This is a genomic window from Streptomyces sp. NPDC059092 (assembly GCF_042756365.1).
GTDB lineage: Bacteria > Actinomycetota > Actinomycetes > Streptomycetales > Streptomycetaceae > Streptomyces.
The window spans coordinates 1-17,823 of record NZ_JBHZEJ010000077.1; the positions used below are offsets into that span (position 1 = coordinate 1).

General features: G+C 70.6%; 15 protein-coding genes. 8 read left to right on the forward strand and 7 right to left on the reverse strand.

Translation table 11 applies throughout. The features are described from left to right. Window positions 1-154: 154 nt before the first annotated feature. Window positions 155-1,687 carry a peptide MFS transporter gene (locus tag ACFXPL_RS31620; protein ID WP_384926070.1) on the reverse strand — a complete coding sequence of 511 codons (1,533 nt, stop codon included), beginning with the start codon at window positions 1,685-1,687 and terminating at the stop codon, window positions 155-157. Between the two features lie 326 nt (window positions 1,688-2,013). Here ACFXPL_RS31620 and ACFXPL_RS31625 point away from each other — a divergent pair, with 326 nt between their 5' ends. Then, a complete protein-coding gene (locus ACFXPL_RS31625; RefSeq protein ID WP_384926072.1) occupies window positions 2,014-2,691 on the forward strand; it encodes a response regulator transcription factor in 678 nt (225 codons plus the stop codon). Between the two features lie 34 nt (window positions 2,692-2,725). Next, a complete protein-coding gene (locus tag ACFXPL_RS31630) occupies window positions 2,726-4,000 on the forward strand; it encodes an ATP-binding protein (protein ID WP_384926074.1) in 1,275 nt (424 codons plus the stop codon). A 117-nt stretch (window positions 4,001-4,117) separates the two neighbouring features. On the opposite strand, the gene ACFXPL_RS31635 is transcribed toward ACFXPL_RS31630, so the two are convergent. Beyond that, window positions 4,118-4,642 carry a GtrA family protein gene (locus tag ACFXPL_RS31635; RefSeq protein ID WP_384926076.1) on the reverse strand — a complete coding sequence of 175 codons (525 nt, stop codon included), beginning with the start codon at window positions 4,640-4,642 and terminating at the stop codon, window positions 4,118-4,120. Between the two features lie 188 nt (window positions 4,643-4,830). On the opposite strand from ACFXPL_RS31635, the gene ACFXPL_RS31640 reads away from it, so the two are divergent. The 3 genes from ACFXPL_RS31640 to ACFXPL_RS31650 all read left to right on the forward strand — a co-directional run bounded on the left by ACFXPL_RS31640 (window position 4,831) and on the right by ACFXPL_RS31650 (window position 7,801). Then, a complete protein-coding gene (locus tag ACFXPL_RS31640) occupies window positions 4,831-5,982 on the forward strand; it encodes a 5-(carboxyamino)imidazole ribonucleotide synthase (protein WP_384926078.1) in 1,152 nt (383 codons plus the stop codon). Continuing rightward, window positions 5,979-6,554, forward strand: a complete 576-nt coding sequence (gene purE, locus ACFXPL_RS31645) for a 5-(carboxyamino)imidazole ribonucleotide mutase (RefSeq protein ID WP_384926080.1) — start codon at window positions 5,979-5,981, stop codon at window positions 6,552-6,554. The genes ACFXPL_RS31640 and purE overlap by 4 nt, the downstream gene beginning before the upstream one ends. A gap of 68 nt (window positions 6,555-6,622) precedes the next feature. Further along, a complete protein-coding gene (locus ACFXPL_RS31650; RefSeq protein WP_384926128.1) occupies window positions 6,623-7,801 on the forward strand; it encodes a dipeptidase in 1,179 nt (392 codons plus the stop codon). 66 nt (window positions 7,802-7,867) lie between these two features. Here the strand turns inward: ACFXPL_RS31650 and ACFXPL_RS31655 are convergent, their stop codons facing one another. Further along, entirely contained in the window at window positions 7,868-8,239 is a 372-nt protein-coding gene (locus ACFXPL_RS31655; RefSeq protein WP_384926082.1) for a VOC family protein, read from the reverse strand. A gap of 128 nt (window positions 8,240-8,367) precedes the next feature. Here ACFXPL_RS31655 and ACFXPL_RS31660 point away from each other — a divergent pair, with 128 nt between their 5' ends. Then, entirely contained in the window at window positions 8,368-8,895 is a 528-nt protein-coding gene (locus ACFXPL_RS31660) for a CGNR zinc finger domain-containing protein (RefSeq protein ID WP_384926084.1), read from the forward strand. Between the two features lie 58 nt (window positions 8,896-8,953). Here the strand turns inward: ACFXPL_RS31660 and ACFXPL_RS31665 are convergent, their stop codons facing one another. Continuing rightward, window positions 8,954-10,309 (reverse strand): UDP-glucose dehydrogenase family protein, encoded by a 1,356-nt coding sequence (locus tag ACFXPL_RS31665; RefSeq protein ID WP_384926086.1) that lies wholly within the window; start codon window positions 10,307-10,309, stop codon window positions 8,954-8,956. Between the two features lie 183 nt (window positions 10,310-10,492). Here ACFXPL_RS31665 and ACFXPL_RS31670 point away from each other — a divergent pair, with 183 nt between their 5' ends. After that, the gene (locus ACFXPL_RS31670; RefSeq protein ID WP_384926088.1) at window positions 10,493-11,665 is read left to right on the forward strand and encodes an acyl-CoA dehydrogenase; all 1,173 of its coding nucleotides are present in this window, start codon (window positions 10,493-10,495) and stop codon (window positions 11,663-11,665) included. Window positions 11,666-11,756: 91 nt separating this feature from the next. Here ACFXPL_RS31670 and ACFXPL_RS31675 read toward each other — a convergent pair whose 3' ends face one another. From ACFXPL_RS31675 to ACFXPL_RS31685, 3 genes are all read right to left on the reverse strand, one after another. Beyond that, the gene (locus tag ACFXPL_RS31675; protein WP_384926090.1) at window positions 11,757-13,352 is read right to left on the reverse strand and encodes a hypothetical protein; all 1,596 of its coding nucleotides are present in this window, start codon (window positions 13,350-13,352) and stop codon (window positions 11,757-11,759) included. A 179-nt stretch (window positions 13,353-13,531) separates the two neighbouring features. Further along, window positions 13,532-14,794, reverse strand: coding sequence for an LCP family protein (locus tag ACFXPL_RS31680; RefSeq protein WP_384926092.1), 1,263 nt, complete (start codon window positions 14,792-14,794; stop codon window positions 13,532-13,534). A gap of 138 nt (window positions 14,795-14,932) precedes the next feature. Next, window positions 14,933-16,321, reverse strand: coding sequence for an LCP family protein (locus ACFXPL_RS31685; protein ID WP_384926094.1), 1,389 nt, complete (start codon window positions 16,319-16,321; stop codon window positions 14,933-14,935). 324 nt (window positions 16,322-16,645) lie between these two features. Between ACFXPL_RS31685 and ACFXPL_RS31690 the strand changes: the two genes are divergently transcribed. Then, the gene (locus tag ACFXPL_RS31690) at window positions 16,646-17,707 is read left to right on the forward strand and encodes a glycosyltransferase family 2 protein (protein WP_384926096.1); all 1,062 of its coding nucleotides are present in this window, start codon (window positions 16,646-16,648) and stop codon (window positions 17,705-17,707) included. The last annotated feature ends 116 nt before the right edge of the window (window positions 17,708-17,823 follow it).

Consider the following 17,823-nt stretch of genomic DNA (forward strand, 5'->3'; position numbering starts at 1 on the left):
CCCGTTGGGGCGGAGGGGTCCGCTCGGGGTTGACGCGCGTCGCCGTACCCCCGCCCGCCGCTTTAAGCCTCGTCCGCGCGGAGCTCACGTACGGCTGGAGCCGCCGCGCCGATCACCGGCGGGGCGGCTCCTCGTGTCCCCGTACGTCACCGGCTCAGTGGATGTCGCCCATCAGCGACCTGACCTTCTTGCGGTACATGAAGATCGCGACCCCCGCCAGTGTGGCGAGCAGCGCCTCCAGGGCCACCACACCCGTACGGCTCAGGTCGACGCCGCCGATCGAGAGCAGCCCGGTCACCGAGTCGCCCGCCGTCACGGCCAGGAACCAGACGCCCATCATCTGGCTCGCGTACTTCGTCGGCGCCATCTTCGTCGTCACCGACAGGCCCACCGGGGAGACGCACAGCTCGCCGACGGTCTGGATCAGATAGATCCCCACCAGCCACATCGGGCTGACCAGCGTCCCTCCGCCCGACATGGCGAGCGGGATCAGGAAGAAGAAGAACGAGACGCCGATGAAGAACAGCCCCGCGGCGAACTTCACGACCGTGCTCGGCTCCTGGCCCCTGCGATTGAGCCACAGCCAGAACCAGGCGATGACCGGAGCCAGCGCCATGATGAAGACCGGGTTCAGCGACTGGTACCAGGACGTCGGGAAGGACAGGCCGAAGAGCGAGTCGGCCGCCTTCGTCGTGCCGAACGCCTGGATCGTCGAGCCGCCCTGGTCGTAGATCATCCAGAAGACGGCCGCGGCCACGAAGAACCAGATGTATCCGGACATCCTGGACTGCTCGATCGCCGACAATTCCTTGTCGCGCTTGATCCGGATCAGTACGGCGGCCGGGATGGCCAGGCCCGCGAGGGTCAGCGGGACCATCGCCCAGTTGAGGGTGAAGTTGCCGCTGAGGACGACGGCGGCGTAGAAGACGGCCGCGATCAGCAGCCAGGTCATCCCCTTGCGCAGCCAGGTGGCGCGCTCCTCGCGGGAGAGCGGGGTGGGGACGCGGCTGCTCTCCGGGCTGAGGTGCTTCGTGCCGAGCAGGAAGACGGCCAGGCCGATGCCCATGCCGACCGCGGCGAGCGCGAAGCCGAGGTGCCAGCTGTACTTCTCGCCCACGGTGCCGATGATCAGCGGTGCGAAGAAGGCGCCGATGTTGATGCCCATGTAGAAGACGGTGAATCCGCCGTCGCGCCGCGGGTCGTTCGGGCCGTCGTAGAGGTGGCCGACCATCGTGGAGATGTTGGCCTTCAGCAGGCCCGAGCCGAGCGCCACCAGCGCCAGGCCGGCGAAGAACGTTCCCGAGCCGGGCAGGGCGAGGGTGAGGTGGCCCAGCATGATCGTGCAGGCCGCGATCGTGACGGTCTTGCGCGGTCCCCAGACCCTGTCCCCCAGCCAGCCGCCCGGCAGCGCGAGCAGGTAGACCATGGACAGGTAGATGGAGTAGATGGCCGTGGTCGTGGCCAGATCCATCGCCAGGCCGCCGCCCTGAAGCCCCTTCGAGGCATCGGGTCCGCCGGACAGCAGATAGATGGTGAGCAGTGCTCTCATACCGTAGAAGCTGAAGCGCTCCCACATCTCGGTCATGAAGAGAGTGGCCAGTCCGCGGGGGTGGCCGAAGAAGGTCTTCTCCGTGCCGCCGGGCGCGCCGGGTGGCTCGGGCGAATCCTTCGTCAGGCTGGACGCCATGGGTCGATCCTTCGTGGGGGGTTGGCACATAAAAAGGACCTTCGGCGCTCAGCAGGCCAAAGGTCCTCAGGTGGTACTACAGGCGTCTCGCCACCATACGGCACGACAGAGCGTGATATGGAAGGACCTGAGAGATGGATCACAGGTTTTCATGTCACTGAATGCCTATATTCAAAGGCTGATCATCGGATCGCACCGTAGGGACGAAGGTGCGGTGCCGTACCCCGCACGCGGCTCGTCCGTCGCGCGCCGGGCGGTCGGCCGCGTCTCCACCGCCGTCGCCGAGCACTGCCCGGCTGCCGCCTTTTGCGGTCTACCATCACCACATGACCCGTGTACTGCTCGCCGAGGACGACGCTTCCATCTCGGAGCCGCTGGCCCGCGCCCTGCGCCGGGAGGGATACGAGGTCGAGGTCCGTGAGGACGGTCCGACCGCACTGGACGCCGGACTCCAGGGCGGCGTCGACCTCGTCGTCCTCGACCTGGGCCTGCCCGGCATGGACGGCCTCGAAGTCGCCCGCAGACTGCGCGCCGAAGGCCATACCATCCCCATTCTGGTGCTGACCGCGCGCGCCGACGAGGTGGACACCGTCGTCGGGCTGGACGCGGGCGCCGACGACTACGTGACCAAGCCGTTCCGGCTCGCCGAGCTGCTGGCGCGCGTACGGGCGCTGCTGCGTCGCGGTGCCGCGGACCCCGTTCCCGCCCCGGCCACCCACGGCGTACGGATCGACGTCGAGTCGCACCGGGCCTGGATGGGCGACGAGGAACTACAGCTCACGGCCAAGGAGTTCGACCTGCTGCGGGTCCTGGTCCGGGACGCGGGCCGGGTAGTCACCCGCGACCAGCTCATGCGCGAGGTCTGGGACACCACGTGGTGGTCGTCCACCAAGACGCTCGACATGCACATCTCCTGGCTGCGCAAGAAGCTCGGTGACGACGCGGCGAACCCGCGCTACATCGCGACGGTACGGGGCGTCGGCTTCCGCTTCGAGAAGAGCTGAAGGCTTCGAGAAGAGCTGACGCCCGGAGGGCAGCATGCGCCGTCGCCTGATCAACTCCACGCTCGCCGTGGTGCTCGTCGTCATCGCGGTCTTCGGCGTCTCGCTCGTCATCGTAGAGACCCGCACGATCAGCAACAGCGCCCAGGAGAGCGTGGACTCGGAGGCGCTGCGGCTGGTCAGCATCGTCGACAGCCGGCTGCTCGGCGGTGACCGCGTCACCGCCAAGATCCTCTCCGAACAGGTCGACCAGAAGCGGTATGCCCGGATCGAGATCCCCGGCCGGCCGGCCGTCGAGATCGGTGAGCGCCCGTCCGGCAGCGTCATCCGCGCGAAGGCGGAGGGCGAGGAGGGCGAGACCGTCACCGTCGAGGAGGCGCGCTCCTCGGTGACCCGCGAGGTCGGCCGTACGCTGCTGATCATCGGGGCGGTGGCGCTGCTGGCCGTCGTCGCGGCCGTTCTGCTCGCCGTACGCCAGGCCAACCGGCTGGCCTCGCCGCTCACCGACCTCGCGGAGACCGCGGAGCGCCTGGGCTCCGGCGACCCGCGCCCCCGCCACAAGCGGTACGCGGTGCCCGAGCTGGACCGGGTCGCCGATGTCCTGGACTCCAGCGCCGAACGGATCGCGCGGATGCTCACCGCCGAGCGCCGGCTCGCCGCGGACGCCTCGCACCAGCTCCGTACGCCCCTGACGGCCCTGTCCATGCGGTTGGAGGAGATCTCCGCCACCGACGATCTGGACACGGTCAAGGAAGAGGCCACCATCGCGCTGACGCAGGTCGAGCGGCTCACCGATGTGGTGGAACGGCTCCTGACGAACGCGCGCGACCCCCGGACCGGCTCCGCCGTCGCCTTCGATCTCGACGAGGTCGTCAAGCAGCAGATCGAGGAGTGGCGGCCCGCCTACCGCAGTGCGGGCCGGGCCATCGTCTGCTCGGGGCGCCACGGTATGCGGGCCGTCGCGACCCCGGGCGCGGTCGCCCAGGTGCTGGCGGCGCTGATCGAGAACTCGCTGATGCACGGCGGCGGTACGGTCGCGCTGCGCACCCGGGTCACCGGCAACCAGGCGGTGATCGAGGTGACGGACGAGGGACCCGGCGTACCGGCGGACCTCGGGGCGCGGATCTTCGAGCGGACCATCAGCGGCCGGAACTCCACCGGGATCGGCCTCGCCGTGGCCCGCGACCTCGCGGAGGCGGACGGCGGGCGGCTGGAGCTGCTGCAGCAGCAGCCGCCGATCTTCGCGCTCTTCCTCAGCCGAGAGGCCAGCACGCGCACGGCGCACAAGGAGCCGGACCGTCCGGTCCGCTGAGGGCGTCGTCCTGCCCCGAGGCGACGGCCGGTCGGCGAAGGTCGCGGCGAGGCGGCGGCCGGTCGGCGAGGCGAAGGTCGCGGTGAGGCGCCGCCCGGTCGGCGAGGCGCCGCCCGGTCAGCGGCCCAGGCGGCTGACCGCGGGCTCCTCGGCCGACCCGTCGGCCGCTTCCTCCGCGCCCTCCACCCCACCCTCGGTGTGGTCGGGGGAGGGCAGGGCCTGGAACACCCAGGTGCGGTACGACCAGAAGCGGAACAACGTGGCTATCGCGGTGCCGAGGAACTTGAACACGTTGCTCTGGAGCGGGGAGTCCCAGCCGAAGCCGTACGTCGCCGCGTACAGCACCCCGTTCTCGATCACCAGCCCGACCACGCTGAACAGCAGGAAGAGCGTCAGCTCGCGGGTGCGGCGGCTCTTGTCGCGGTCCCGGTAGGTGAAGTAGCGGAACCCCACGTAGTTGAAGGCGATCGCGACGACGGTGGCCAGGACGCTGGCCCGGACCACGGGCAGCTCCGTCGTGTGCCGTACGAGGTTGAAGACCAGCAGGTTGACCAGCAGACCCATGCCGCCCACCGCGCCGAACTTGGCCGCCTCGCGCACGAGCCGCCCCACTCGCACGCGCAGTGCGCCCTGTTCGCTCATCTGCCTGCTCAGCCCCGTCCGGTCGGTATCGGTATCGGCGTGCGCCGCCGTTGATCGGCACCGCCGGTCGAACCATGCTAACCAGCGCCTCCGGGGCCCGCCCCTCCGTCCACAGCCCCGCGGCCCCTCGCGGAGGGCGCCTGTGGACAAGTGGGCGGGCCGGTCCGGACGGCGGCTACGCTAGGTGCGTGACGTTCCCGGTAGTCGGCATGGTCGGCGGCGGTCAGCTCGCCCGTATGACCCACGAGGCGGGCATCCCCCTCGGCCTCAGATTCAAGCTCCTCAGTGACACCCCCCAGGACTCGGCGGCCCAGGTGGTGAGCGAGGTCGTCGTGGGCGACTATCGCGACCTGGAAACGCTGCGTGACTTCGCGCGCGGCTGCGACGTGATCACCTTCGATCACGAACATGTCCCGGTCGAGCACCTGCGCGCCCTGGAGGCCGACGGCATCCCCGTCAGACCCGGCCCGGAGGCGCTGCTGCACGCCCACGACAAGGGCGTCATGCGCGCACGGCTCACGGAGCTGGGAGCGCCCTGCCCGCGCCACCGGATCGTGGCCGACCCGGCCGACGCCGCCGCTTTCGCCGCCGAGGTGGGCGGCTTCCCCATCATCCTGAAGACGGTGCGCGGCGGGTACGACGGCAAGGGCGTCTGGCTCGTACGGTCCGGCGCGGACGCGGCGGAGCCCTTCCGCGCCGGGGTCCCCGTCCTCGCCGAGGAGAAGGTCGACTTCGTACGGGAGCTGGCGGCGAACATCGTCCGCTCACCGCACGGCCAGGCCGTGGCCTACCCCGTGGTCGAGTCCCAGCAGGTCGACGGTGTCTGTGACACGGTCATCGCCCCCGCGCCGGGACTCTCCGAGGAGCTGTCGGGCGAGGCCCAGCGGCTGGCGCTGCGCATAGCCGCCGAGCTGGGCGTGGTGGGCCATCTCGCGGTGGAGCTCTTCGAGATCCGGTCCGCCGACGGCACCCCGGGCATCCTCGTCAACGAGCTGGCGATGCGCCCCCACAACTCCGGGCACTGGACGCAGGACGGCGCGATCACCTCGCAGTTCGCCAACCACGTACGGGCCGTCCTGGACCTGCCGCTGGGCGACCCGCGCCCGCGCGCGCCCTGGACGGTCATGTGCAACGTCCTGGGCGGTGACTACCCCGACATGTACGCGGCGTATCTGCACTGCATGGCCAGGGACCCCCAGCTCAAGATCCACATGTATGGCAAGGACGTGAAACCCGGCCGCAAGGTGGGGCATGTCAACACCTACGGCGACAACCTGGACGACGTGCTGGAGCGCGCCCGTCACGCAGCCGGCTACCTCAGAGGAACGATCACCGAATGACAGCCCGCCAGTCGCCCGGCCACCGCCCCTCATCGAGCGCTGACGCGGGCAGGTCCCCCATAGTCGGCATCGTCATGGGTTCCGACTCGGACTGGCCCGTCATGGAGGCCGCCGCCACGGCCCTCCACGAGTTCGAGATCCCGTACGAGGTGGATGTCGTCTCCGCCCACCGCATGCCGCACGAGATGATCGCGTACGGCGAGGACGCGGCGGGCCGGGGCCTCAAGGCGATCATCGCGGGCGCGGGCGGCGCCGCCCACCTGCCCGGCATGCTGGCCTCGGTCACCCCGCTGCCGGTGATCGGTGTCCCCGTACCCCTGAAGTACCTGGACGGCATGGACTCGCTGCTCTCCATCGTCCAGATGCCGGCCGGCGTCCCGGTCGCCACGGTCTCGGTGGGCGGCGCGCGCAACGCGGGCCTGCTGGCCGCACGCGTCCTCGCGGCGCACGACCCGGAGCTCCAGGACCGGATGCGCGACTTCCAGCAGGAGCTGAAGCAGCAGGCGACGGAGAAGGGCCAGCGGCTGCGCGCGAAGGTCGCGGGCTCTGAGCACTTCGGATTCGGCTCGTGACGGCGCCGGAAGCCTCCGCCCAGCAGGCCGGGGAGACGGGGGAGAGCGGAGGGACCGGGACCGAGGAACTGCTGGCGGCGGCCCGCGCACTGCTGGCCGACGCCCCGGTCGTGGACGGCCACAACGATCTGCCGTGGGCGCTGCGCGAGAACGTACGGTACGACCTGGACCGCCTCGACATCGCCGAGGACCTGTCGGGACACCTCCACACGGACATTCCCCGGCTGCGGCGCGGCGGAGTCGGCGGCCAGTTCTGGTCCGTGTACGTACGGTCCGACATGGCCGGGGACGACGCGGTCAGCGCGACGCTGGAGCAGATCGACGTGGTCGGCCGGCTCCTCGACCGCTACCCCGACGACCTGGCCCGCGCGCTCACCGCGGACGACATGGAGACCGCGCGGCGTCAGGGCAGGGTCGCGTCGCTGATGGGCGCCGAGGGCGGCCACTCCATCAACAACTCCCTCGCCACGCTGCGCGCCCTGCACACCCTGGGCGTGCGCTACATGACGCTCACACACAACGACAATCTGCGCTGGGCCGACTCCGCGACGGACTCCCCGTCGGTCGGCGGGCTCTCGCCCTTCGGCCGCGAAGTGGTCCGCGAGATGAACCGCGTCGGCATGCTGGTCGACCTCTCGCACGTGGCCGCCACGACGATGCGCGACGCGCTCGCCACGACGGCCGCGCCGGTGATCTTCTCGCACTCGTCGGCGCGGGCGATCTGCGACCACCCGCGCAACATCCCGGACGACGTCCTGGAGCGGCTGCCCGCCAACGGGGGCATCGCGATGGCCACGTTCGTACCGAAGTTCATCCTCCCCGCGGCGGTGGCGTGGACGCGGGAGGCCGACGCGAACATGCTGGCGCACGGCCTGCACCCGCTGGCCACGACCGCCGACGCGATGCGGGTGCACGAGGACTTCGAGGCGGCGAACCCGCGCCCGGTCGCGACGGTCGCCACGGTCGCCGACCATCTCGACCACATGCGCGAGACCGCGGGCATCGACCACATCGGCATCGGCGGCGACTTCGACGGCACGGCGTTCACCCCGAAGGGCCTGGAGGACGTCGCCGGCTACCCGAACCTGATCGCCGAGCTGCTGGCCCGCACGTGGTCGACGGCCGACATCTCCAAGGTGACCTGGGACAACGCGGTCCGGGTGCTCCGGGCGGCGGAGGACGTCTCGCGCGCGCTGCGCCGGGAGCGCCCGGCGTCGCAGGCGACGATCACGGACCTGGACGGCTGACGCCCCGGCGGGGGCCGGGGCGGGGGCCGGGGCCCGGACCTGCTTCCGGCCGGGACCGGCGCCGGGTCAGGAGGCGCAGAGGCAGAACGGATGCCCGGCAGGGTCCGCGTAGACCCTGAACGACCGGTTCCGGTCCGTGGTGTCCAGCGGTACGGCGCCCAGCGCCAGCACGGCCTTCTCCGCGACGTCCAGGTCCGGCACCGTCAGGTCCAGGTGGAACTGCTGCGAGGACTCGGCCGCGGGCCACGCGGGCGGTACGAAGCCGGGTGCGGCCTGGAAGGCGAGCAGCGGGCCCGGGGCGCCCGTCAGCTCGACCCAGCGGTCGTCGCCGTCCGCGGCCTCCTGGACCTCACCCCCCAGCACCTGGGCGTAGAAACCGGCGAGTGCGAGCGGGTCGGGGCAGTCCAGGACGATGCTGCCGAGTGTGGCGATGGCCATGACGTTCGCTCCTCAAGGATCGATGGATGGCGCGGCGACCTGCCGGATGCCGACCGATGGTTACTGGTAGGCATCTGCAACGGGTAACCGTTACCGCATGGTGCCCCATCGGGGGTAACGTCGCAACCATGAATGACCGCCCACCCGCTCCCGGAGGGCTCGCCCTGGTCCAGTCCCTGATCAACTCGCTGGACATCGAGACGGGCACCGACCTGCTCTCCACGGCGGACGGCCGGGCCGCCCTCGGCCTCGCCGAACACGACGTCCCGGCGGCCCGCGCGCTGCGCGGCGCCCTGCGCACCGCCTGCCTCGCGCACGCGGGCCTCCACCCGCGGGGCAGCTCCACCGCCGCCCTGGACGAACTCCTCGCCGAGGCGCCGCTGCGCGTCGCCGTCGGCCCGGCGGGCGAGGCGTCGCTCCGCCCCGCGACCGCGCCCGACGCGCTGCTGTCGCGCGTCGCGGAGGCCATCGCGGCGGCGTCCGCCGACGGTACGTGGAGCCGGCTCAAGGCGTGCGAGGCGGAGGACTGCCACTGGGCGTTCTACGACCGCAGCCCGGCCGGCCGTGGCCGCTGGTGCTCGATGTCGGCCTGTGGCGCGCGGGCCAAGATGCGCGCCTACCGGGCGAGACTCATGGACGGCGGCGCGCCCCTCTGACGCCGTCCGCGCCTCCCCCCCCGCTCCCCGCAGGGATCAGGCGCGCCAGCGCACGTGCTCAGGCGCGCGGGCGCCCCATCGCGCGGTACGTCCATCCCGCCGCGCGCCACCGCTGCGGGTCCAGCGCGTTGCGGCCGTCCAGGATCAGCGGGCGCGCCGCCACCGCGCCCAGGACCGCCGGGTCCAGCTCGCGGAACTCGCGCCACTCCGTCAGATGCAGGACGACATGGGCGCCCCGCACGGCGTCCAGCGCCGATTCCGCGTACCCGAGCGTCGGGAAGAGCCGCCGGGCGTTCGCCATGCCCTTCGGGTCGTAGACCGTGACCTGGCCGCCCTGGAGGTGGATCTGGCCCGCGACATTGAGCGCGGGGGAGTCCCGTACGTCGTCGGAGTCCGGCTTGAACGTCGCGCCGAGTACGGCGACCCGCTTGCCCAGGAACGACGAGTCGGCGCCCACCGCGTCCCGTGCCAGCTCCACCATGTGGCCGCGCCGCCGCATGTTGATCGAGTCGACCTCGCGCAGGAACGTCAGCGCCTGGTCCGCGCCCAGCTCGCCGGCCCGCGCCATGAACGCCCGGATGTCCTTGGGCAGGCAGCCGCCGCCGAAGCCGATCCCGGCGCGCAGGAACTTCTTCCCGATACGTTCGTCGTACCCCAGCGCCTCCGCCAGCTTCACGACATCGCCGCCGGCCGCCTCGCAGACCTCGGCCATCGCGTTGATGAACGAGATCTTGGTCGCCAGGAAGGAGTTCGCGGAGGTCTTGACCAGCTCGGCGGTCGGGAAGTCCGTCACCACGAAGGGCGAGCCTTCGCCGATGGGGGTCGCGTACACCTCGCGCAGCGTCCGCTCGGCCTCCGCGCCACCGGCACCGCGCACGCCGATCACGATCCGGTCCGGGTGCAGGGTGTCCTGCACGGCGAAGCCCTCGCGCAGGAACTCCGGGTTCCAGGCCAGCTCCACCTCACGCCCGGCCGGCGCCACCTCCGCGATCCGTGCCGCGAGCCGGTCCGCGCTGCCGACGGGAACGGTGGACTTGCCGACGACCAGCGCGGGCCGGGTCAGATGCTTGGCCAGACTCTCGACGGCCGCGTCGACGTAACTCATGTCGCAGGCGTACTCGCCGTGCTTCTGGGGGGTGTTCACGCAGACGAAGTGCACATCGCCGAACTCCGCGACCTCCGCCCAGTCCATGGTGAACCGCAGCCGCCCGGTCGACCCCTCGATCCCGGCCACGTGCTTGCGCAGCAGCTCCTCAAGGCCGGGTTCGTACATCGGTACCCGGCCCGCCGAGAGCAGCTCGATCTTCTCGGGCACCACATCGAGCCCAAGGACCTCGAAGCCCAGCTCCGCCATGGCCGCGGCGTGTGTGGCGCCGAGATAGCCGGTGCCGATCACGGTGATCTTGAGGGCCATGTGGGTGCTCCAAGGAGAGACGGGCGGTGTGCGGCCCGAGCATATCCGCGCGTCGGGAGCGCTCCGCAGGGGCACTTCTCCCTCAGGGGAAGGCTGTCGGCGAACTCACCTATGCCAGGGCCGTCACCGCCGTCTAAAATTGTGTTACTTAACGGTAGTTAGCATCTTGGGGAGTGAAAGACCGTGGCCGGATCGGCTGATTTCGACCTGTACCGCCCCTCCGAAGAGCACGACATGCTCCGCGAAACCGTGCGCGCGCTCTCCGAGGCGAAGATCGCGCCGTTCGCCGCGGCGGTGGACGAAGAGGCCCGCTTCCCGCAGGAGGCGCTGGACGCGCTCGTCGCATCCGACCTGCACGCCGTCCACGTACCCGAGGAGTACGGCGGCGCGGGCGCCGACGCCCTGGCCACCGTGATCGTCATCGAGGAGGTCGCGCGGGTCTGCGCCTCCTCCTCGCTGATCCCGGCGGTGAACAAGCTGGGCTCGCTCCCGGTGATCCTCTCCGGCTCCGAGGAACTGAAGAAGAAGTACCTGCGCCCGCTGGCCCAGGGCGACGCGATGTTCTCGTACTGCCTCTCGGAGCCGGACGCGGGCTCCGACGCGGGCGGCATGAAGACCAGGGCCGTACGGGACGGCGACCACTACGTCCTCAACGGCGTGAAGCGCTGGATCACCAACGCGGGCGTCTCCGACTACTACACGGTCATGGCCGTCACCGACCCGGAGAAGCGCACCAAGGGCATCTCGGCGTTCGTCGTCGAGAAGTCCGACGAGGGCGTCTCCTTCGGCGCCCCGGAGAAGAAGCTCGGCATCAAGGGCTCGCCGACCCGCGAGGTCTACCTCGACAACGTCCGCGTCCCCGCCGACCGCCTGCTCGGCGCGGAGGGCACCGGCTTCGCCACCGCGATGAAGACCCTGGACCACACCCGCATCACCATCGCGGCCCAGGCCCTCGGCATCGCCCAGGGCGCGCTCGACTACGCCAAGGGCTACGTCCAGGAACGCAAGCAGTTCGGCAAGCCGATCGGTGACTTCCAGGGCGTCCAGTTCATGCTCGCCGACATGGCCATGAAGCTGGAGGCCGCCCGCCAGCTCACCTACGCGGCGGCGGCCAGGTCCGAACGCGTCACGGCGGGTGCCACGAAGGAGGACCTGACCTTCTTCGGCGCGGCGGCCAAGTGCTACGCCTCGGACGCGGCCATGGAGATCACGACGGACGCGGTCCAGCTCCTGGGCGGCTACGGCTACACGCGCGACTACCCGGTGGAGCGCATGATGCGTGACGCCAAGATCACCCAGATCTACGAGGGCACGAACCAGGTCCAGCGCATCGTGATGGCGAGGAACCTGCCGTAGCCCCCAGCCCCATGCACGCGGCCCCCGGCGTCACGCCGGGGGCCGGGGGCCGGGAAGCCGGCGGGTGCCGGCGTGGGCCGAACGAGAGGCCCTAGCGGATGACGACGTGGATGTCGCGGCCCGTCGAGGCGTAGTGCGTCTTCACCGTGTCGACGTAGCGCATCTGCCAGGTGCCGTTCTGCCGCACCGTGAACTGCTTGCCGAACGTGCCGTTCGTGAGGGTCTTGGCGCTGCCCAGCTCCTTCCAGGCCGCGCCGGGCGTGGTGGCCTTGAAGTAGACGCGGACCTTCTGGCCGGCGTACGCCTTCCAGGTGGTGCCGGACTTCTGCATCAGCTTGCCCTTGGCCGTCAGCCTCGTGCCCTTGCGGATGCCCTCGGGCGCGACGTCGTCACTCCGGATCTCGGTGTACGCGCGGCCGAGGTTGTACACGCGGCTCTCCACGCCCGGGGCGGCCAGGTGGCGCAGACGCCAGTAGCTGTCGGCCACGCCCTTCGTGGGAGCCGTCTGCTGGAACGTGGCTCCGTACGCGGCCGTGAACTGGCCCACGCTCGCCCAGTTCTTGCCGTCCGGGGAGTGGTCGATGGAGACCTGCCCCGTCGTCCCGGCGGGGTACGAGCCCGACGTGACGTCCAGTCTGCCGTTGAAGGTGACCTTCCGGTACTTGTCCACAGCGGCCTCGGCCGTCGAGAACGTACTCGTGGTGGGCGTCTTGACCTGGAAGAGGTACGGGGCGGGCTTCTCGAACCACGGCTCCTGGCCGAGGTCGAGGCGCGTCGTACCGTTCGTCGTGGCGGTGAAGGCGCCGGTGAAGGTGCCGTTCTCCTTGGTGCTCGTGAGGTGCCGGCTGCCGACCAGGACGCCGACGCCGCCCGCCGGCTTCTCGGTGCCGTCGTCGGCCGTACGGGTCACCGTGCCGCGCGTGGGGACGTCGCTGCCGTACGGGGCCGTGACGGAGCCGGTGGGGGTGTCCACCGTCAGCTTCAGGGGCTGCCGGTGGACCGACACCGGGAACTCCGCCCTGTTCTCCTGGAACCAGACGTTGATCTGCGTGTTGTTGGTCTCGTAACCGCTGAACTCGAACGGCAGGGAGAAACGTCCCGCCTTGTCGACCGTCTTCACCGGCTGCTCCCGCAGCAGGTAGCGGGAGTAGACCTTGGCTCCCGTGAACGGCTTGACCTCACGCGTGTTCGGGTCCTGCGCGACGAGCGTGCCGTTCACCGTGACCACGCGGTGGTCGTACGACACGGTCTGCCGGTCGGCGGTGGCGGTCAGCTCCGGGGCGAGGCCGTAGTTCAGCTCACCGTTGTCCCGGTCGACGAGTTCGCCCGCCGTACCGGCCTTGACCACGAGGTCGATGGCGTACACGCCCATCGTGGGCAGCTCGACCGGGTCGGTCCAGAACTGCTGCTCCAGGCAGTCGTACGCGGTGGGGCAGCTCCCGGCGTCGTTGAGGCCGAGCGTGGCGAGCACCGCGTCGCCGCCCTTCTCCCGGATCCGGACGGTGACGTCCGACGGCAGGGAGTTGCGCTCCCAGTGCTCGTAGAGCACATGGATCTTGCCGTCCTTCTCGGCGCTCCACGCGAACGAACGGAGGCTGACCTCCGCCGCCTGCGCGCCGGGCGCGAAGATCAGTGTGGATGCGGAGAGCGCGACGGCCGTGCTCACCACGGCCAGGATCTTTCTCAAAGGTCCTCCATCGGACATGCGCGCGTTGATCTACGGCACATTCGACGCGTCGGTCAGGAGGAAGGTTGTACGTGATGTCCGCCGGCGGGCCCGCGCGTCCGGGTACCGCAAACGCCGCGGCCCCCGCTCCCACCGCCGGGAGGGCGAGGACGCGGGGGCCGCGGTGGACGACGCGGGTGTCAGTCGCTGGTGACCGTGACCTTCTCGTCGTTGTTGAGCTGGTTCACCAGCTCCTTGACCTTCGCCTTGTCCCAGACCAGGTTGCCGCCCACGCTGCCCGAGATCGGCATGTTCATGGAGACCCCGTCGCCGCCCGTGATGCCCTTCATCGCGAAGAACATCTGGCTCAGCGACCAGAGCGACATGTCCTTGTCCACGATCAGGGTGTCCAGGCCCGCGCCCATCGTCGGGTAGAGCTTGAACGGGTTCAGGATCGTGCCCGGCGTGGCCGTCTGGGAGGCCAGGGCCGCCAGGAACTTCTGCTGGTTCTTCGTACGGTCCAGGTCACTGGCGGCGAACGCGTACCGCGTCCGGACGAAGGCCAGGGCCTGTTCGCCGTCGAGGGTCTGCGTGCCCGCCTGGAAGTCGGCGCCCGACTTCTTGTCCTTGAACGCCTTCGGGATGTCCATCTCCACCCCGCCGATCGCGTCCACGATGTTGGCGAAGCCCGCGAAACCGATCTCCACGTAGTGGTCGATGTGCAGCCCGGTGTTGTACTCGACGGTACGGACCAGCAGCTCCGGGCCGTCCTCCGCGTACGCCGCGTTCAGCTTGGTCTGGCGGCCCGTGCTCGGGTACTCCTTGCCGGACTCCGAGCCCACGAACGACGGGATCGTCACATTCGAGTCGCGCGGCAGCGAGACCAGCGTCGGACCGTTCGAGCCGTCGTGCAGGATCATCATCGAGTCGGTCCGCTTGCCCTCGGCGGAGCCCGTGTGGAGCTTCTTCTTGTCCTCGTCGGTCATGCCCTCGCGGCTGTCGGAACCCACGATCAGATAGTTCGTGCCGTCGCCCTGGCTCGGCCGCTCGATGACCTTGGAGAGATCGACCTCGCGCTTGAGCTTGCCGTCGGCCCAGAAGTACGTACCGATGGACGTGCCCAGCAGCAGCACCACCAGGACGATCGCGCCGATCTTGATCCGGCGCCCCCAGTCGGGCGCGTACCGAGGTCCGGGGGTCCCGCCGGACCGCGGCGGAATGGAGCCGCCCCCGCCGCCCTGGCCGCCACCGCCCTCGGGGGAGCCGTAGACCTGGCCCGTGTTGTACCCGCTGTCGTAACCGGCGCCCTGCCGCTGGCCCTGGTCGTATCCCGGCGCCTGCTGGGGTACGCCGCCCCGCCGCACGTTCGGCATGACGCGCGCGCCGTCGGGCTGTGTGCCTCCGCTGCCGCGCCCGTAACGGTCGTTGCGGTCGCCGGTCCGCCCATCGGGCCAATCATTCATGCGGAACAGTGTGCCGGGCCTGCCTGTGTCCGAGCCAGGGAGGTGGGGAATCGGGTCGGGCCCGTTGCGAATCTGATGCAATGCTGACCGGAATGGAGCGCTCTCGGAGGTTTGGGCCCATGAGGGCCGTACCGCGGGTTACGGGCAGGCCGCCTGGTCGCCGGTCGTCGCGTCGAACTCCCCCTTCGGGTTCTCCTCCGACCGTACCGGCGTCACCGCCTTGTAGTCCGTCCCCGCCATCACCTTCAGCGTCGCGCCCTGCTGCTTCACCGCCCGCAGCTCACTGCCCGGCAGCGCCGCCGCCAGGGACTTCGCCGAGCGGTCCCAGCGCGGGTCGTACATCACCACCGTCCGCCGCACGTCGTCGCCGTCCGAGGTGAGCGGCGAGCCGGTCGTACGGAAGCCGGTGGCCTGCAGCGCGTCGTCGACCTGCTTGCCCAGGCCGTCGGCCGGGGTCCCGTTGTAGACCTGTACACGGATGTCCTCGGGGCTCACCTCGACGACCGTGGCCTTCCCCGCGGAGGAGGGACCTGACCCCGTCCGGCGCGGCGGCGTCAGCGGCTTGTCCTCGCGCAGCGCCTGGAAGAGCCGCTTCGACTTCACCGGGTCCCACTTCACCGTCGCGCCGACGCCGTTGACCGGGACCGAGGCGCCGCCACTTTCCAGCGGTACGGACGTGAACTCCGACGAGGAGGGCGAGAAGCCGCGCATCGCCTCGTTGACGGCGAGCATCTGCTCGGCGCCGAACCCGGCGTCGGCCCGTACGGAGCCGAGAACCGTCGAGGTGACCTGCTTGAACCGGGCCGGGTTCAGCAGCACCCCGCTGCTGGTCGCCCGGCCGATCAGGGCGGCGACGAAGCGCTGCTGGCGCTGCATCCTGCCGAGGTCGGCGGCGCTGTCGACATGCCGGGAGCGTACGTACTGAAGGGCTTCGCCGCCGTTCATCCGGTGCGTGCCGGGTGCCAGATCGAGCCCGGTGTACGAGTCCTTCATCGGCTTGGTCGTGCAGATGTCCACCCCGTCCAGCGCGTCCACCGTCTTCATGAAGCTGGTGAAGTCGACCTCCAGGTAGTGGCTGATCTTCACGCCCGTCAGGTGCTCGACGGTGCGGACGGTCAGACCCGGCCCGCCCTCCGCGTACGCCGCGTTCAGCTTGACCGGGTGCGGGGCGTGGTGCTTGCCCGTGGTGGCGTCGGTGTGGTCGGGCAGCTCGGCGAAGCTGTCACGGGGGAGGCTCACCACGCTGGCGCGGCCTCCGTCCGCCGAGAGATGGACCAGCATGATCGTGTCGGTGCAGTGGCAGGGCGCGCCGCCGAGGCGGTACTTCTGCCGCTCCTCCTCCGTGATCTTGTCGCGGCCGTCGGTGCCGACGAGCAGCAGGTTGAGCCCGCGCCCCGCGCCCGGCCGGTTCTTCATGTCCTTGAACGGGTCGATCCGGCCGATCCCGGTGTCCAGGCTGGTCATGACCGCGTGGCCGATCCCGCCCGCGCCCAGGACCAGGACGGAGAGGGCCGTCGCCATCCGCATCCCCCAGCGGGGCGGCCCGCCCTTTCCCCCGGCGCCCTTTCCCCCCGCGCCTTTTCCTCCCCCGCCTTTTCTCCCCGCGTCCGGACGACGGCGTGCGTCCGGACGGCTGGTGGTGCGAGTGGTGCGGGTGGTGCGGGGCGGCGTGGGCACGAGAGACACCTCCGCGGTGAACAGGCGGGCAAGGCGGGAGCGGGGACCGTGAGCACGGTAAGCCCATACGATCAGCGACGCCGGTCCGCAACCGGACGGCGCGCTTCCCTGTCCCCCGTTCGCGGTAACGTGGGCGGTCATACCGCCGTAACCCGAAGGCCCCCGAAGGACCCCATGCCTGCCCTGCCTCCCGCAGTCTCCGTGATCATGCCGGTGCTCAACGAGGAACGTCATCTGAGGAACTCCGTCCAGCACATCCTGGAGCAGGAGTACGAGGGCGAGATGGAGGTGGTCATCGCCCTGGGCCCCTCCACGGACCGTACGGACGAGATCGCCGCGGAGTTGGTGCGGGAGACCGCCTCCCACGCGCGCGCCCAGGTGCGGACCGTGCCCAACCCGACGGGCCGCACCCCCGCGGCGCTCAACGCGGCGATCAAGGCGTCCAGGCACCCCGTCGTCGTACGGGTCGACGGCCACGGCATGCTCTCGCCGAACTACATCGCGACCGCCGTCAGGCTGCTGGAGGAGACCGGCGCGCAGAACGTCGGCGGCATCATGCACGCCGAGGGCGAGAACGACTGGGAGAACGCCGTCGCCGCCGCCATGACGTCGAAGATCGGCGTCGGCAACGCGGCCTTCCACACCGGTGGCTCGGCGGGCCCCGCAGAAACCGTGTATCTGGGTGTCTTCCGGCGCGAGGCGCTGGAGCGGCTGGGCGGCTACAACGAGGAGTTCATCCGGGCCCAGGACTGGGAGCTGAACTTCCGGATCCGCGAGTCCGGCGGCGCGATCTGGTTCTCCCCGGAGCTGCGCGTCCAGTACCGCCCGCGCCCCTCGGTCCGCGCGCTCGCCAAGCAGTACAAGGAGTACGGCCGCTGGCGCCATGTCGTCGCCCGCTACCACTCCGGCTCGATCAACCTGCGCTACCTCGCCCCGCCGACGGCCGTCTGCGCCATCGCCGCGGGTGTCGTCGTCGGTGCGCTGCTCACACCGTGGGGTCTGGTCGTACCGGGCGGCTACCTCGCCGCGATCGTGGCCGGTTCCGTACCGGCCGGCAAGGGCCTGGCGCCGAAGGCGAGGCTCCAGATCCCGGTGGCGCTGGCCACCATGCACATGTCGTGGGGGTACGGCTTCCTCACCAGCCCGAAGGCGCTGGCGAAGAAGGTCATCGCGAGCCGCCGCCCGGCGGCGCGCCCGGCCGGTACGGCGGCGGCCGAGGTGGAGGCCGAGGCGTAACCCGTCCGCGTACGAGCCCCTGACGCCCCCGTACCAGGCAGCACGCCTGCGTACGGGGGCTTCTTCGTACCGCCCGCGTCAGCTCGGCGCTCAGAAGCGGGCGGTACGTCCCCGTA

What these genes read in the sequence shown, in the direction of transcription:
- ACFXPL_RS31625 (WP_384926072.1), top strand. Translation starts at nt 2,014, where the DNA reads ATGACCCGTGTACTGCTCGCCGAGGACGACGCTTCCATCTCGGAGCCG.
- ACFXPL_RS31690 (WP_384926096.1), top strand. Translation starts at nt 16,646, where the DNA reads ATGCCTGCCCTGCCTCCCGCAGTCTCCGTGATCATGCCGGTGCTCAAC.
- ACFXPL_RS31680 (WP_384926092.1), bottom strand. Translation starts at nt 14,794, where the DNA reads ATGAATGATTGGCCCGATGGGCGGACCGGCGACCGCAACGACCGTTAC.
- ACFXPL_RS31630 (WP_384926074.1), top strand. Translation starts at nt 2,726, where the DNA reads ATGCGCCGTCGCCTGATCAACTCCACGCTCGCCGTGGTGCTCGTCGTC.
- ACFXPL_RS31620 (WP_384926070.1), bottom strand. Translation starts at nt 1,687, where the DNA reads ATGGCGTCCAGCCTGACGAAGGATTCGCCCGAGCCACCCGGCGCGCCC.
- ACFXPL_RS31635 (WP_384926076.1), bottom strand. Translation starts at nt 4,642, where the DNA reads ATGAGCGAACAGGGCGCACTGCGCGTGCGAGTGGGGCGGCTCGTGCGC.
- ACFXPL_RS31660 (WP_384926084.1), top strand. Translation starts at nt 8,368, where the DNA reads ATGAATGACCGCCCACCCGCTCCCGGAGGGCTCGCCCTGGTCCAGTCC.
- ACFXPL_RS31665 (WP_384926086.1), bottom strand. Translation starts at nt 10,309, where the DNA reads ATGGCCCTCAAGATCACCGTGATCGGCACCGGCTATCTCGGCGCCACA.
- ACFXPL_RS31655 (WP_384926082.1), bottom strand. Translation starts at nt 8,239, where the DNA reads ATGGCCATCGCCACACTCGGCAGCATCGTCCTGGACTGCCCCGACCCG.
- ACFXPL_RS31685 (WP_384926094.1), bottom strand. Translation starts at nt 16,321, where the DNA reads ATGCGGATGGCGACGGCCCTCTCCGTCCTGGTCCTGGGCGCGGGCGGG.
- purE (WP_384926080.1), top strand. Translation starts at nt 5,979, where the DNA reads ATGACAGCCCGCCAGTCGCCCGGCCACCGCCCCTCATCGAGCGCTGAC.